Here is a 15163-nt window from a genome sequence, read left to right on the forward strand (position 1 = left end):
GGCGCGGCAACCGGCGCGGCCAAGGAGCGAGCGGCATGACGGACACACCCCTGGGCGAGGGCACCCGAGCGGTACGCGCGGGACTGCCGGAGACACGGCAGTACGAACCGACCCTGCCGGGCCCGGTGTTCGCCGCCCACTTCCATCTCTCCGGCGACCCCACCGGTCCCTACATGTACGGCCGCGACTCCAACCCCACCTGGACCCATCTGGAGCGCGCCATCGGCGAGCTGGAGGCTCCGGGCGAGACGGTCCACACCATCTCCTTCGCCTCGGGGATGGCGGCGATCTCCGCGGTCCTCATGTCCCAGCTGCGCTCCGGCGACGCCGTGGTCCTGCCCGGCGACGGCTACCAGGTGCTGCCCCTCGTGCGGGAACAGCTGGAGGCCTACGGGATCGAGGTGCGCACCGCGCCCACCGGCGGCGACGCGCAGCTCGACGTCCTCGACGGGGCACGGCTGCTGTGGATCGAGACCCCGTCCAACCCGAACCTCGACGTGTGCGACGTGCGGCGGCTCGCCGCTGCGGCGCACGCGGCGGGCGCCCTCGTCGCCGTCGACAACACGCTCGCCACGCCGCTCGGCCAGCGCCCTCTCGACCTGGGCGCCGACTTCTCGGTGGCCAGCGACACCAAGGGAATGACCGGCCACGGGGACATCCTGCTCGGCCACGTCACGTGCCGGGACGCCGCCCGCGCCGACGAGGTGCGGCGCTGGCGCAAGATCGTCGGCGCGATCCCGGGGCCCATGGAGGCCTGGCTGGCCCACCGCTCGCTCGCCACCCTCCAGCTGCGGTCGGACCGCCAGAACGCGACCGCCCTCGCTCTCGCCCAGGCCCTGGAGCAGCGCGCGGACGTCGCCGGCCTGCGGTACCCGGGGCTGCCGGGCGACCCCTCGCACCGCATCGCCGCCCGGCAGATGCGGCGCTTCGGCTGCGTGGTCTCGTTCGTGCTGCCCGACCGGGCCCACGCCGAGCGCTTCCTCGCCGCACTGCGCCTCGTCGACGACGCGACGAGCTTCGGCGGGATCCGGTCGACCGCCGAGCGCCGCCGGCGCTGGGGAGGGGACGACGTGCCCGAGGGCTTCATCCGCTTCTCCGTCGGCGCCGAGGACCCCGAGGACCTGCTGGCCGACGTGGCGCGGGCGCTGGACGAGGCGGCGGCCGGCAGGTCTTAGGGCGCGTCGGGCGCCGGTCCTCGGCGGCGGACGGCTGCTGCCGGGAGCCCGCCGGCGCGGACGGAACACTTCGCGCCCAGGGCCCTCACCGGCGCGGGGCGCTGTGAGGGCGGTCCGAACCTCCCCCCTCGTGGCTCGGACCGCCCCGGTTCCCGCGAGCGAAGAACCGTGCGGACAAGGCTAGTTGACTCAGCGTCAGTGTCCAATCACAGTAGGGGCAGCGACCTATCGACTTATTTATAGATGACCGGGTTCGGGAGCAACGCCGGACCGGGAGGGGCATGGGATGGATCTGGCCCTGCTGCGCACATTCGTCACGGTGCACCGGGCAGGCTCCTTCACCCGCGCCGCCGCCCTGCTCGGCCTCTCCCAGCCCGCCGTCACCGGCCAGATACGCACGCTCGAACGCCAGCTGGGCCGGCCCCTCTTCCTGCGCCAGGCGCGCGGTGTCACCCCCACCACGATCGGCGACGAGCTCGCCCACCGGGCCGCCCCGCACCTGGACGCGCTGCTGGAGATCGCCGAGGCGGAACTGGACAGCGAGTCCGCCGTGCGCACCGTGCACCTGACCGGACCCCCGGAGTTCACGGCTCTGCGCGCCCTGCCGGCACTGACGCCGCTGACCGGCCAGGGGCTCGCCCTGCGCACCTCGTTCGGCACCGCGGAGGAGTCGCTCGACGGGCTGGCGGCAGGCCGTCACGACATCGCCGTCACCACCGCCCGCCCGCGCGGCGGTCTGCTGAGCGCCACGGCGCTGTGCGACGAGGAGCACGTCCTGGTGGCCGCTCCGCGCTGGGCCTCGCACCTCGGACCCGACGATCTGCGCAAGGGCCATGTGGTGCTCGAACAGCTCCCCGTGGTCGAGGTGCACGAGACGCTGCCGCTGGTGTCCCGCTACTGGCACAGCGTCTTCGAGTCCCGACCGGCGGCGGCCGGCACGGTCATCGCTCCCGACCTGCGGGCCGTCCTGGAGGCGGCCGCCGCCGGTGCCGGGCTCGCGGTGCTGCCCCGCTACCTGTGCGAGGAGGCGCTGGCGCAGGGGCGCCTGGTCGCCCTCCTCGAACCGGCCGTCCCTCCGCTGCGCACGTACTTCCTGGTCGTCCGCACCGGCAGCCTGGCCCACCCGCACGTCGCACGGGCGCACGAGTGCCTGCTGCGCGCGGCCGCGGAGTGGTGAGCGCCCGCACCGGTGGGGCCCGACGCGTTTCAGACGCAGCGGCACGGGCCACTCTCTTGCCATGACCGAACGACCGGTGGTCAAGCGCACCGCACGCGCCATCCTGCTCGACGGGGACGACCTCGTCCTGATCAAGCGAACCAAGCCCGGCGTCGACCCGTACTGGCTCACTCCCGGCGGCGGGGTCGAACCGGAGGACGCGACCGTCGTCGACGCCCTCCACCGCGAGGTACACGAGGAGCTCGGCGCCAAGATCGTCGATGTGGTGCCCTGCTTCGTCGACACCGTCGAGCACATCGCCGACGGCGGTGTGACCGGCGTGAAGGTGCAGCACTTCTTCGTCTGCCGGCTGGAGTCGATGGACCCCTCCCAGCGCCACGGCCCCGAGATCGACGAGCCGTGCGGGGAGTACGAGATCGTACGGGTCCCGTTCAGCCGCGTCGGCATCGCGGCGGTCCATCTCGTACCGCTGTCGCTGCGCCACTACCTGGACGGCAACATCGAAGGCGTACGCGCGATGCACGCGCCGGATCTCGGCTGATCCCGGCGGCCGTCCGCGCCGCCCCGCCCGTGGTCGGGGAGGGGCGGCCTCAGTCCCCGACCGCGACCAGGTCCTCCAGCGAGTCGTGGCGTATCCGGTCCACGGGTATGCCGAACGCGCGCAGCGCGTGCACCCCGCTGCGGATCATCCCGGGCGGTCCGGAGAGATAGGCGTCGAAGCCGTCCCAGGGACCGTGTCTGCCGAACTCGCGCAGCGCCGAGGGGAACTGGGCGCGGTCGTCGACCACGGGACGGACCGACAGCCACGGATGCGCCTGCTGGAGCCGGAGCATGGTGTCGATGTCGTAGAGGTCGTAGTCCGTGCGGGCCCCGTAGAAGACCTCGACCGTGCGCCGCTCTCCGTGGGTGGCCACGTCCTCCACGAGCGCCTTGATCGGCGCGATGCCGGTTCCTCCGCCGAGGCAGAGGAGGCCGTTGTCGGTGGTGTGGTCGACCGTCATCGAGCCGGCCGGGGGCCCGAGGCGGAGCACGTCCCCGGGGCGGGCGCGATGCACGAGCGCGTTGGAGACCCAGCCCGCGGGGACCGCCTTCACGTGGAAGGACAGCAGCCCGTCCGAACGGGGCGCCCCGGCGAACGAGTAGTGCCGCCACACCCGCGGCCACCAGGGGGTCTCCAGCGTCGTGTACTGACCGGCGAGGAAGGCGTACGGCGTGTCCGGCCGCACGGTGACCACCGCGATGTCCGAGGTCCGCAGGTCGTGCGACACGACCTCGGCGTCCCACCAGGCGGGGGCGTGGAGCTCGTTCTCCGCCGCCGCGTCGATCATGATCTGCGAGATCGTCGTGTACGTGCGTACCCAGGCGGCCTCGGACTCGGCGTCCCATGTCGTGGTCGCGAACCGGGCCAGAGCGCCCAGCAGCGCCTCCCCCACCGCCGGGTAGTGCGCGGGCTGGGTGCCGTACTTGCGGTGGCCCCGCCCCAGGTGCTGGAGGTACTCCGTCAGCACGGCCGCGTTGTCCGTGTGCTCGGCCGCGGTGAGCAGCGCCTTGAGCAGCCGGTCCCGCTGGGTGTCCATGGCCACCGGGAACATGGAGCGCAGGGCGGGGTGGCGGGTGAAGAGGAGGGCGTAGAAGTACGAGGTGACCTCGTCCGCCACCGGCCCGATCTCGGCGAGGGTCCGGCGCACGAGAAGCGCGTCGGGCGACGCGGGCGGACCGGTGTCCCGGCGCGGCTCGGTGAAGCCGTCCGGTCGCGCGGTCGCGGCGGGAGCGGACTCCGCCGTCCCCGCGCGGGCGCCGTCCCCCTCAGCGGGCGGCGCGGCGTCCTCCCCGGGAAGGTCCGGGACCACCGAGAGACGCGGCCGGTCGCGCCGGGACGCGCCGGATCCCACCGGACGTATCGCGCTCACCGGTCGCGACGGCGTGGCCGCCGCTGCGGCGTCGTCTCCCGTGCGGCCCCGCTCGCCCGCTCGGGCTGCGGAGTGCTCAGCGGTGGTGCCGCCGGGTGCGGAGGGCTCACCGGTGCCGTCACCGGATCCGGAGGGCTGCCCCTGCGGCGACGGCTGCCTGCGGGGGCTGAACCATCCGCCGCCGGCGTCCGGCATCCCGCCCTCTCCCGACGTGTGGGCCGGAGCGTCCATTGTCTGCCTCGCCTCGAACATCTTCTGGTCGGTTCGCGCACGTCCGCCTTCCGGACGTGCTGCCTTACCTGCTCTGTCCGCACCTGCCCGCTGTCGCAGCATGTCAGGCGACCCGCGTGCAGGGGACGAAGACCGGAAAGTCCGGGCAGCCGAATCCGATTCCCCCTAAGCTCGTGGCCCCCGCGGCGCCGTGGCCGGCGGCGAGGGGATCTCCGCGCCCCACATGGAACCACCGGAGGCAACGGGCCCGTCCAGCCTCACCCCGGTTTCTGCACACCGCCGGACCCCGATCTTCACGTCCGCCATGCCCTCGCAACCTGCGCCGGGATGCGCCTCGCGCGACCGGTCGGGCGGCTCTGCACGCCCCTCGGTCACGACCCCTCCGCGATGAACCTCCCGACCCCCGCCGCAGCACCACGCGGACACTCCCGGCTGAGGCGGCAGGGTGTTTCACGTGAAACATCTCCGGCACGCCGTCCGTCCGCGGGATCCGCCGCCGGCCCTGACGCCCCCGCCCGGCACGGCTCGGAGGCTGCGGGCCGCATCCCGAGATGTGCACGGTTCCCGGAAAGGGGTGGACGCGCGATCAGTGCGTCGGACAGCCTGATCCCATGTCGACACCGCTCACCGAACTTCCCGTCCGGCGCCTGACCCACGAAGACCTCGTCGCCTGCGCCGACCTCTCCGAGAACCGTGGCTGGCCGCGCGAGGACCACAAATGGGGGCTGCTGCTCACCGCGGGAACCGGGTACGGAATCGACGACCCCGAGGGGAAGGGCCTCATGGCCGCTTCTGTCCTCACCTCGTACGGCCCGGGGCTGGCGGCCATCGGCATGGTGCTCGTCGCCGAACGCCACGCCCGGCGCGGAGTGGGCCGCCGCCTGATGCGCCATGTGCTCGCCGAAACCGGTGACACCCCCGTCACCCTGCACGCAACCCCCAACGGCAAACCGCTCTACGAGGAGCTGGGCTTCGCCACAGTGGGCCGGGCGGAGATGGTCAAGGGCCACTTCACCGGGACGGAGCCGGTCCCCGGGGTCGCGACCAGGGCGGCCACCGCCGACGACATGGCGGCCGTCATCCGGCTCGACACGGAGGTCTTCGGCCGCGACCGCACCCATATGCTCACCCGGCTGCCGGCCTTCGCCGACCAGATCCGCGTGGCCGAGGAGGACGGCGAACTCACCGGCTACGCGGCGGCCTGGCCGAACATGGCCACGCACGTCGTCGGCCCGCTCGTCGCCCGCGACACAGCCACGGCCCAGGCACTGGTCGCCTCGCTGGCCGCACACACCGACCGGCCGCTGCGCACGGACATCGACGTCCGTCACGAGGAGCTGCTCTCCTGGCTGCGGCGGCAGGGGCTGGAGACGATCGCCTTCAACGCGGTGATGGCCCGCGGAATCCCCGCGCTGCCCGGAGACTGGACCCGCCGGTTCGCTCCGCTGACGGTCGCCGCCGGCTGAGCACATGACGACGGGGCCGGGACCGGGACGGTGTCCCGGGCCCGGCCCCGTCGTCGCCCGGAGCGTCAGTGCACCGCGGGCTGCACCGCGCGCTCCGGTGCCCGCGGGACCGGGGCGGCCTGCGTGCGCCTGCCCTCCCGGCGCTCGAGAGCCGCGGAGAGCACGGCGAGCGCGAGTGCCGAGACGGCGAGCAGGGCGCCGACCCAGTTCGGGGCGGTCAGACCGAAGCCGGCCGAGATGACCAGCCCGCCCAGCCACGCCGCGAGGGCGTTGCCGAGGTTGAAGGCCCCGATGTTGACGGCGGAGGCCAGCGTCGGCGCTCCCTTCGCCTGGTCCAGCACCCGCTTCTGCAGCGGCGGCACGGTGGCGAAGCCCAGCGCACCGATCAGCACGATGGAGACCGCCGCGAGGAACTTGTGGTGGGCGGTCACGGTGAACAGCGCGAGGACGACCCCCAGGGCCCCCAGGGTGACGTAGAGCAGGGGCATGAGGTGCCGGTCGGCGTAGCGGCCGCCGAGCAGGTTGCCGCCGACCATGCCGAGACCGAACAGGACCAGCAGCCAGGTGACGGAGGAATCGGCGAAGCCGGCGGCCTCCGTCATCATCGGGGCGATGTAGGTGATCGCGGCGAAGACACCGCCGAAGCCCAGCACGGTCATCGCCATGGCGAGCAGCACCTGGGCGTTCCTGAAGGCCGCCACCTCGTCCCGCAGGCGTACACCCTCCGGCCGGGGCATGTCGGGGACGAGCTTGGCCACACCGGCCAGGCCCACCACACCGAGCGCGGCGACGACGGCGAACGTGGTCCGCCAGCCGATCGACTGCCCGATGAACGTGCCACCGGGGACGCCGACGACATTGGCGACGGTCAGTCCGGTGAACATCAACGCGATCGCGCCCGCCTTCTTGTGCGGGGCGACGAGTTCGGCGGCGACGACCGAGCCGATGCCGAAGAAGGCGCCGTGGGCGAGCGAGGCGACGATCCGGCCCGCGAGCATCGCACCGAAGGACGGCGCGAGCGCCGAGAGCAGATTGCCGACGACGAAGAGGCCCATCAGCAGCATGAGCATCCGCTTCCGGGAGATCTTGGTGCCGAGTGCGGTCATCAGCGGGGCTCCGGCGACCACACCGAGGGCGTAGCCGGTCACCAGCAGACCGGAGGTGGGGATCGACACCCCGAAGTCCGCGGCGACCTCCGGGAGCAGGCCCATGATCACGAACTCGGTGGTGCCGATACCGAAGGCTCCGACCGCCAGAGCCAGTAGCGCGAGAGGCATGGAGGGGCCCCTTCCAGGTGTGCTTGAGCGCTTTACAGGCGTTCACAATAATTGCACGCGCTGGTTATTTGCAAGCGCGGGCTATTGCGGTCGTCGTCTATCCTGGCAAGGACTGGTGGCCCGCCACCCGGCACCGAGGAGAGACCCATGACGGCGACCGATCCCGCACTCACCGCACTCGCACAGGGCTGGTGCGCCCTCTCACTGCTGCACGGCAGGATCGAGTCCCACATCGAGCGGGCGCTGGAGGCGGGGCACGGGCTGAGCATGCGGGAGTTCTCCCTGCTGGACGTGCTCAGCCGGCAGCACAACGGCCCCGGCGGCCACCTGCAGATGAAGCAGGTCGCCGACGCGGTCGTGCTCAGTCAGAGCGCCACCACACGGCTGGTCTCCCGGCTGGAGGACCGCGGACTCCTCTCCCGCTACCTCTGCGACACCGACCGCCGCGGCATCTACACGGACGTCACGGAGAGCGGGCTGGCCCTGCTGGCCGAAGCACGGCCCACCAACGACACGGCTCTGCGGGAAGCCCTCGACGAGGCGGCGAAGAACCCCGAACTCGCGCCGCTCGTCAGCGCCGTCGAGGGGCTGAGGATTCCCGCGTAGGCTGCCGATCATGAAGGATCTGCAGATAAGGGCGGCCGGAGCGGATGATCTCCCGGCGATCGTGGCCATGCTCGCCGACGACCCCCTCGGCGCCCAGCGCGAGTCGCCCGACGACCTGGCTCCGTACCTGGCCGCCTTCGAGCGTCTCGCCGGCGACCCTCATCAGCACCAGACCGTCGCCGTCCGGGACGGTCGGGTCGTCGGCACCCTGCAGCTGACCGTGATCCCCGGACTGTCCCGGCGGGGCGCCACCCGCTCGGTGATCGAGGCGGTCCGAGTGCACAGGGACGAACGAGGCAGCGGACTGGGTACCCAGCTGATCGAGTGGGCCGTCGAGGAGTCCCGCCGGCTCGGCTGCAGCCTGGTGCAGCTCACCTCCGACGCCCAGCGGTCCGACGCCCACCGCTTCTACGAGCGGCTCGGCTTCACGCCCTCGCACGTGGGTTTCAAGCGCGCCCTCTGACGCAGCCGGATCCGCGGCCGGCGCACCCCGGAACAGGGCCGGACGGCGTCCGGCCCTGTTTCACGTGAAACCCCGCCGGCACTCAGAGTCCGCGCCATCCCGACTCGTCCACCCCGCCCGGCACGGCGTCGCCGGGACCGTACGGTTCACGGGTGAAGACGAAGGAACCCAGATCCAGATGGCTCACCGAGCCGTCTCCGCGCCGCACGACCGACAGGGTCTCCCCCGCGTAGTACCCGTCCAGACCGGTCCACCGGCCCTCACCCGCGGCGACGAAGCGCGAACGCCGTCCGCCGCCCCGGAGCATCTCCAGCTCCACCCCGCCGTCCGCGGCGAGACGCAGACCATAGGCGTAGGTGCCCCAGTACCAGGGACCGGTCAGCTCCAGCAGGTCCGGGTCCACCGAGGGCAGTGGCCGCCACGGCTGCGGAATCCTGGGCTCGGCGTCCACCACGATGCGCACCAGATCGGCGGCCGTGGCGCCCGGGGCGGGCCCGGAGGTGACATTGGTCAGCGCCACCGCCGCCACACCGTCCTCCACGCTCGTCCACAGGGCCGCGAGGAAGCCCGGGAGCGAGCCCCCGTGGCCGATCAGCGTCTGCCCCCCGCTGCGGATGATCTGCACCCCGAGTCCGTAGGTGCTGATCCAGTCCCCGGTCTCGGCGGGTACGGAGGGCGTCCGCATCTCCCGTACGGACGCGGCGCGGAGCACCCGGTCGTCTCCCTCGGCGAGGAACCAGGCGAAGCGGCAGAGGTCTTCGACGGTCGACCAGAGCTGGCCGGCGGGTGCCATCAGCCCCAGGTCCTCGGAGGGTTCGGGCAGCATCGCATCCGCCCAGGGGTGGACGGCCCAGCCCCCGGCGTGCGGAGCGCTCGGCCGGGCGGCGGTGCGGGTCAGGCCCAGCGGGTCGAGGATCTCCCGCTGCAGCGCCTCCTCCCACGGCATTCCGCGTACGGCCTCCACCAGCGAACCCAGCACGGTGTAGCCCGGGTTGGAGTAGTGGTGGCGGCGCCCCGGCGGATGCATCCGCGCCCCTTCGCCCAGGACGTCCGAGAGCTCGGGGCGCAGACTCCCCGGCGTGCGCTCCCACCAGGGCGCCGGTGACTCGGCACTCAAACCGGCGCTGTGGCCGAGCAGTTGGGCGATGGTCACCTCACCGGCCCCGGTCCCGGGCAGATGCTTCTCCAGCGGGTCCCCGAGATCGAGCAGGCCCTCGTCCCGCAGGCGCATCACCAGGACGGCGGTGAAGGTCTTGGTGATCGACCCGATGCGGTACTGGGTACCGGGCTCGGGGACGTGGCCCTCGACACAGCTGCGGGCCCCCGTCCACACGATCTCCCCGTCCCTGAGCACGGCGGCCGCGTAGGACGGGGTCCGGCCCTCCGACTGCGCGACGGCGAGACGGTGGAGCAGGGCACGGCGGGTGCTCGGGAGCAGTTCTTCCGGCGATGGCGATGACGTCATACGGCAGGTCTACCTGCGCCCGCCCCGGCACGTCGAACCCTTTACGCCACCCGGCGACACGGCGACGAGGCGGCGCCCAACCGCCGCCCCTGGAGCCATCCTTCACCGCGCGCCCCGACGGAACGGCCCGGTGCCGACCCGTCCGCCGACGGCCCGGCACCCCCGGGAGCGGGGCTCAGGTCTGAGCCATGTCCACGAAGCGCGAGTAGTGGCCCTGGAAGGCGACGGTGATCGTGGCCGTCGGGCCGTTTCGGTGCTTGCCGACGATGATGTCCGCCTCGCCCGCGCGCGGCGACTCCTTCTCGTACGCGTCCTCGCGGTGCAGCAGGATGACCATGTCGGCGTCCTGCTCGATGGATCCGGACTCACGGAGGTCGGACACCATGGGCTTCTTGTCGGTGCGCTGCTCGGGGCCTCGGTTCAGCTGGGACAGCGCGATAACGGGTACTTCCAGCTCCTTGGCGAGCAGCTTGAGGTTCCGGGACATGTCCGAGACCTCCTGCTGACGGCTCTCGGCACGCTTGGAGCCACCGGACTGCATCAGCTGCAGATAGTCGATGATCACGAGCTTGATGTCGTTGCGCTGCTTGAGCCGGCGGCACTTCGCGCGGATCTCCATCATCGACAGGTTCGGGGAGTCGTCGATGTAGAGCGGTGCCGACGACACCTCGGGCATCCTGCGGGCCAGGCGGGTCCAGTCCTCGTCCGTCATCGTGCCGGAGCGCATGTGGTGCAGCGCGACGCGGGCTTCGGCGGACAGCAGTCGCATGGCGATCTCGTTGCGGCCCATTTCGAGGGAGAAGATGACGCTCGGCAGGTTGTGCTTGATCGACGCGGCCCGGGCGAAGTCCAGCGCGAGGGTCGACTTGCCCATCGCCGGACGCGCGGCGATGACGATCATCTGGCCGGGGTGCAGACCGTTGGTGAGCGAGTCGAAGTCGGTGAATCCGGTGGGGACACCGGTCATCTCCCCGCTGCGCGAGCCGATCGCCTCGATCTCGTCGAGGGCGCCCTCCATGATGTCGCCGAGCGCCAGGTAGTCCTCGCTGGTGCGCTGCTCGGTCACGGCGTAGATCTCCGCCTGGGCCGAGTTCACGATCTCGTCGACGTCGCCGTCGGCGGCGTATCCCATCTGCGTGATCTTGGTGCCGGCCTCGACCAGACGGCGCAGCACGGCCCGCTCGTGGACGATCTCCGCGTAGTAGGAGGCGTTCGCCGCCGTCGGGACGGACTGCACCAGGGTGTGCAGATACGGGGCGCCGCCGACCCGGGTGATCTCCCCGCGCTTGACCAGTTCCGCCGCGACCGTGATCGGGTCGGCGGGCTCGCCCTTCGCATAGAGGTCGAGGATCGCCTGGTAGACCGTCTCGTGGGCCGGCCGGTAGAAGTCGTGGCCCTTGATGATCTCGACGACGTCCGCGATGGCGTCCTTGGAGAGCAGCATGCCGCCGAGGACGGACTGCTCGGCGTCGAGGTCCTGGGGAGGGACGCGTTCGAAGCCTGGCCCGCTGTCCCAGCCGCCGCCCTCCCTGCCGCGGTCGTGCCGGTCGTCACGGCCGCCGCGGCCGTCGCTGCCGCGGCGCCGGGAGGCGGGGAGGCGGTCCCCGGGGCTGTCGGCCGCCCACGGATCGTCCAGGGGCTCGGAGATGCTCACCCGTGCCACCTCCTCCCGTCCGCTCCGCGGACCTCTGCCGTGGCACTCTTTCTACGGCACGACACTGACAAAACCGACTCGTCCGCCCCCGCTGCGGCGCGTCGGGCGACGGTCCACGGTAGGCCCCCGGAAGGCCCCAGCCAATCTCGTTATCCACAGGCTGTGTGGATGAACGACCAGATGCTGTGGAGAACTCTGCGCAACCTGTGGGCGGATCAGGGGACAGCACTGTGGACAACACCGTTGATCACCTGACGAACCCACGATGACCTGCACAGATGCCGTCCACCGGCTGTGGGGGAGAAAAACTTTCCCACTCGGCCCAAGATCAGAACGAACGGGCTCCGAGAGCGTTCGCAGCGCTCGATCTCGTAAGGGACACAGTAGGCTTGTGTCTCTTACCTGTGGAAGATTAGATTGAACGTATGACTCAGGCCCCAGCGACCGCCCGCGCCCACCGGCGCCGGCACGACCGAGAGATCGTCGCCCTGGCCGTCCCGGCCTTCGGCGCACTCGTCGCCGAGCCCCTCTTCGTGATGGTCGACAGCGCCGTCGTCGGACATCTGGGCACCCCGCAGCTCGCGGGTCTCGGGGTCGCCGCGGCCCTGCTGATGACAGCCGTCAGCATCTTCGTCTTCCTCGCCTACGCCACCACCGCGGCCGTGGCACGCCGCGTCGGCGCCGGTGACCTCCGGGCGGCGATCCGCCAGGGGATGGACGGCATCTGGCTGGCCCTCCTCCTCGGCCTCGCCGTCGTCGCTGTGACCCTGCCGGCCGCTCCCTGGCTGGTGGACGTCTTCGGCGCCTCGGAGACGGCCGCCCCGCACGCCATCACCTATCTGCGCATCTCCAGCCTCGGCATCCCCGCCATGCTGATCGTGCTCGCCGCCACCGGCGTGCTGCGCGGCCTCCAGGACACCCGCACGCCGCTCTACGTCGCGGTCGGAGGGTTCGCCGCCAACGCCGCGCTCAACGTCGGCCTCGTCTACGGTGCCGGGCTCGGCATCGCGGGGTCGGCCTGGGGCACCGTGATCGCCCAGTGCGGCATGGCCGCCGCCTACCTCTTCGTGGTCATCCGCGGCGCGCGCACCCATGGAGCCCCACTGCGTCCCGACGCGGCGGGCATCCGGGCCAGTGCCCAGGCCGGCGTCCCCCTGCTGGTGCGCACGCTCTCCCTGCGTGCGGTCCTGCTGATCGCCACCGCCGTGGCCGCCCGCCTGAGCGACACCGACATCGCCGCGCATCAGATCGCGCTCTCGCTGTGGAGCCTGCTCGCCTTCGCCCTGGACGCCATCGCCATCGCGGGTCAGGCGATCATCGGACGGTACCTGGGAGCGGGCGACACCGAAGGCGCCCGCCAGGTGTGCCGCCGCATGGTGCAGTGGGGCATCGCCGCGGGCTTCGTCCTCGGACTCCTCGTCGTCCTGGCCCGGCCGCTCTTCATCCCCCTTTTCTCCGGGGACGAGGCGGTGCACGACACCCTGTTGCCGGCCCTGCTGGTGATCGCCGTCTCCCAGCCGATCGCCGGGGCGGTCTTCGTCCTCGACGGAGTGCTCATGGGCGCCGGGGACGGCCCCTATCTGGCCTGGGCGATGCTTCTCACTCTGGCGGTCTTCGCGCCCGTCGCCCTGCTGGTACCCGCGTTCGGCGGCGGCCTCACCGCCCTGTGGTGGGCCATGACGCTGATGATGGCGGTGCGCCTGCTGACCCTCTGGTGGCGTGCGCGGTCGGGCCGGTGGATCGTGACCGGCGCGACGCGCTGACCCGGGTGCCCGGCGGCCGCCACCGGGTCCGAGCACCCGGCGGGCCCGGGAGAAACGGCGCTGTTTCACGTGAAACAGTGCACAGATCCCGTTTCACGTGAAACAGGCACATGCGAGAGGGCCGCACCCCAGGGGGTGCGGCCCTCTCCACTACTCAGTCGAGCGCGCTGCTCAGGCGGCGACGACCTCGACGCCGAGCTGTGCGGCGACCTCGGGGTGCAGACGCACGGACACCTGGTGCGAGCCCAGGGTCTTGATCGGCGCACCGAGCTCGACACGACGCTTGTCGACCTCCGGACCACCGGCGGCCTTGATCGCCGAGGCGATGTCGGCCGGGGTGACGGAACCGAACAGGCGGCCCGCGTCGCCGGAGCGAACGGCCAGGCGCACCTTCACGGCCTCGAGCTGACCCCGGATGGAGTTCGCCTGCTCGATGGTCGCGATCTCGTGGATCTTGCGGGCGCGGCGGATCTGCGCCACGTCCTTCTCGCCGCCCTTGGTCCAGCGGATCGCGAAACCACGCGGGACCAGGTAGTTGCGAGCGTAGCCGTCCTTGACGTCGACGACGTCGCCGGCGGCACCGAGGCCAGAGACCTCCTGGGTGAGGATGATCTTCATGTCTAGGTCACCCTTCCCTTATCGCGCGGTGGACGTGTAGGGCAGCAGCGCCATCTCACGGCTGTTCTTGACGGCCGTGGCGACGTCACGCTGGTGCTGCGTGCAGTTGCCGGTCACGCGACGGGCACGGATCTTGCCGCGGTCGGAAATGAACTTCCGCAGCATGTTCGTGTCCTTGTAGTCCACGTACGCGGTCTTGTCCTTGCAGAACGCGCAGACCTTCTTCTTAGGCTTGCGCACAGGCGGCTTCGCCATGGTGTTTCTCCTGTGTGATCAAGAAGTGGGGTACGAGCTGCCCTAGAAGGGCGGCTCGTCCGAGTAGCCGCCGCCGGAACCGCCGGAGCTTCCGCCCCAGCCGCCCCCGCCGCCGCCCTGCTGGCCACCGCCGGCCGGCGCGCTGGTGGCCCAGGGGTCGTCGGCGGGTGCACCGCCGCCGCCCTGCTGGCCGCCGCCACCGGGGCCGCCGCCCCAGTTGCCGCCGCCGCCACCCTGCTGACCGCCGCCGTATCCGCCCTGACCGCCGCGGCCGGTGGTCTTGGTGACCTTGGCCGTGGCGTTCTTCAGGCTGGGGCCGACTTCCTCGACGTCCAGCTCGAAGACCGTCCGCTTGACGCCCTCGCGGTCGTCGTACGACCGCTGCTTCAGACGGCCCTGCACGACGACGCGCATGCCCTTCTGCAGCGACTCGGCGACGTTCTCCGCCGCCTGCCGCCAGACCGAGCAGGTCAGGAACAGGCTCTCGCCGTCCTTCCACTCGTTGGTCTGCCGGTCGAAGGTGCGGGGAGTGGACGCGACGCGGAACTTCGCGACCGCCGCACCGGACGGGGTGAAGCGCAGCTCGGGGTCGTCGACGAGATTGCCGACGACCGTGATGACGGTCTCGCCTGCCATGGGTGAACCTCTCGGCGGGATTGCTTCTGGCTGCTTGCTGCTACTCGAACCCGATGACCTCTGAGCTAGGTGCTCAGTGGGTCTCGGGACGGAGGACCTTGGTCCGGAGGACCGACTCGTTCAGGTTCATCTGGCGGTCGAGCTCCTTGACGACCGCAGGCTCGGCCTGCAGGTCGATGACCGAGTAGATGCCCTCGGGCTTCTTCTTGATCTCGTAAGCGAGACGACGACGGCCCCAGGTGTCGACCTTCTCCACCTTTCCGTTGCCCTCACGGACGACGGAGAGGAAGTTCTCGATCAGCGGGGAGACAGCGCGCTCCTCGAGATCGGGGTCGAGGATGACCATCACCTCGTAGTGACGCATGTGGAACCCACCTCCTTTGGACTCAGCGGCCACGGTCGTTCCGTGGCAGGAGGGTCGTGATGCGTGCGCAACGGTATCCGCGGCCACCGACAATCCCCGCGGA

General features: G+C 71.5%; 15 protein-coding genes. 7 read left to right on the plus strand and 8 right to left on the minus strand.

Annotated features, from left to right (window positions below; genetic code table 11):
- The first annotated feature begins 35 nt into the window (after positions 1–35).
- The 3 genes from IAG43_RS15550 to IAG43_RS15560 all read left to right on the plus strand — a co-directional run bounded on the left by IAG43_RS15550 (position 36) and on the right by IAG43_RS15560 (position 2893).
- Entirely contained in the window at positions 36–1175 is a 1140-nt protein-coding gene (locus tag IAG43_RS15550) for a cystathionine gamma-lyase (RefSeq protein ID WP_187741321.1), read from the plus strand.
- A gap of 286 nt (positions 1176–1461) precedes the next feature.
- Positions 1462–2352, plus strand: a complete 891-nt coding sequence (locus tag IAG43_RS15555) for a LysR family transcriptional regulator (protein WP_187741322.1) — start codon at positions 1462–1464, stop codon at positions 2350–2352.
- 61 nt (positions 2353–2413) lie between these two features.
- Positions 2414–2893: an NUDIX domain-containing protein gene (locus IAG43_RS15560; RefSeq protein WP_147987213.1), complete on the plus strand. Its 480-nt coding sequence runs from the start codon at positions 2414–2416 to the stop codon at positions 2891–2893.
- Positions 2894–2942: 49 nt separating this feature from the next.
- Here the strand turns inward: IAG43_RS15560 and IAG43_RS15565 are convergent, their stop codons facing one another.
- Positions 2943–4493, minus strand: coding sequence for a globin domain-containing protein (locus IAG43_RS15565; RefSeq protein ID WP_246574365.1), 1551 nt, complete (start codon positions 4491–4493; stop codon positions 2943–2945).
- 611 nt (positions 4494–5104) lie between these two features.
- Here IAG43_RS15565 and IAG43_RS15570 point away from each other — a divergent pair.
- Complete coding sequence (locus IAG43_RS15570; protein ID WP_187741324.1) at positions 5105–5959, plus strand: GNAT family N-acetyltransferase; 855 nt, start codon at positions 5105–5107, stop codon at positions 5957–5959.
- Between the two features lie 65 nt (positions 5960–6024).
- Here IAG43_RS15570 and IAG43_RS15575 read toward each other — a convergent pair whose 3' ends face one another.
- Positions 6025–7236 carry an MFS transporter gene (locus IAG43_RS15575; protein WP_187741325.1) on the minus strand — a complete coding sequence of 404 codons (1212 nt, stop codon included), beginning with the start codon at positions 7234–7236 and terminating at the stop codon, positions 6025–6027.
- 147 nt (positions 7237–7383) lie between these two features.
- Between IAG43_RS15575 and IAG43_RS15580 the strand changes: the two genes are divergently transcribed.
- A complete protein-coding gene (locus IAG43_RS15580; RefSeq protein ID WP_187741326.1) occupies positions 7384–7842 on the plus strand; it encodes a MarR family winged helix-turn-helix transcriptional regulator in 459 nt (152 codons plus the stop codon).
- Positions 7843–7852: 10 nt separating this feature from the next.
- On the plus strand, positions 7853–8305 hold the full coding sequence (locus IAG43_RS15585) for a GNAT family N-acetyltransferase (protein WP_187741327.1): 453 nt from the start codon (positions 7853–7855) through the stop codon (positions 8303–8305).
- 82 nt (positions 8306–8387) lie between these two features.
- Here the strand turns inward: IAG43_RS15585 and IAG43_RS15590 are convergent, their stop codons facing one another.
- Together IAG43_RS15590 and dnaB are read right to left on the minus strand one after the other, a co-directional pair.
- A complete protein-coding gene (locus tag IAG43_RS15590) occupies positions 8388–9770 on the minus strand; it encodes a serine hydrolase domain-containing protein (RefSeq protein ID WP_187741328.1) in 1383 nt (460 codons plus the stop codon).
- A gap of 175 nt (positions 9771–9945) precedes the next feature.
- Positions 9946–11406: a replicative DNA helicase gene (dnaB, locus tag IAG43_RS15595; protein WP_187744485.1), complete on the minus strand. Its 1461-nt coding sequence runs from the start codon at positions 11404–11406 to the stop codon at positions 9946–9948.
- A gap of 443 nt (positions 11407–11849) precedes the next feature.
- On the opposite strand from dnaB, the gene IAG43_RS15600 reads away from it, so the two are divergent.
- Positions 11850–13187: an MATE family efflux transporter gene (locus tag IAG43_RS15600; protein ID WP_187741329.1), complete on the plus strand. Its 1338-nt coding sequence runs from the start codon at positions 11850–11852 to the stop codon at positions 13185–13187.
- Positions 13188–13358: 171 nt separating this feature from the next.
- Here the strand turns inward: IAG43_RS15600 and rplI are convergent, their stop codons facing one another.
- The 4 genes from rplI to rpsF form a co-directional block, all read right to left on the minus strand.
- Entirely contained in the window at positions 13359–13805 is a 447-nt protein-coding gene (gene rplI, locus IAG43_RS15605) for a 50S ribosomal protein L9 (RefSeq protein ID WP_187741330.1), read from the minus strand.
- Positions 13806–13823: 18 nt separating this feature from the next.
- A complete protein-coding gene (gene rpsR, locus IAG43_RS15610; protein WP_005315025.1) occupies positions 13824–14060 on the minus strand; it encodes a 30S ribosomal protein S18 in 237 nt (78 codons plus the stop codon).
- Positions 14061–14102: 42 nt separating this feature from the next.
- The gene (locus tag IAG43_RS15615; RefSeq protein ID WP_187741331.1) at positions 14103–14696 is read right to left on the minus strand and encodes a single-stranded DNA-binding protein; all 594 of its coding nucleotides are present in this window, start codon (positions 14694–14696) and stop codon (positions 14103–14105) included.
- 73 nt (positions 14697–14769) lie between these two features.
- Positions 14770–15060: a 30S ribosomal protein S6 gene (gene rpsF / locus IAG43_RS15620; RefSeq protein WP_004950685.1), complete on the minus strand. Its 291-nt coding sequence runs from the start codon at positions 15058–15060 to the stop codon at positions 14770–14772.
- Between the last annotated feature and the right edge of the window lie 103 nt (positions 15061–15163).

Source organism: Streptomyces genisteinicus (genome assembly GCF_014489615.1).
Classification (GTDB): Bacteria; Actinomycetota; Actinomycetes; order Streptomycetales; family Streptomycetaceae; genus Streptomyces; species Streptomyces genisteinicus.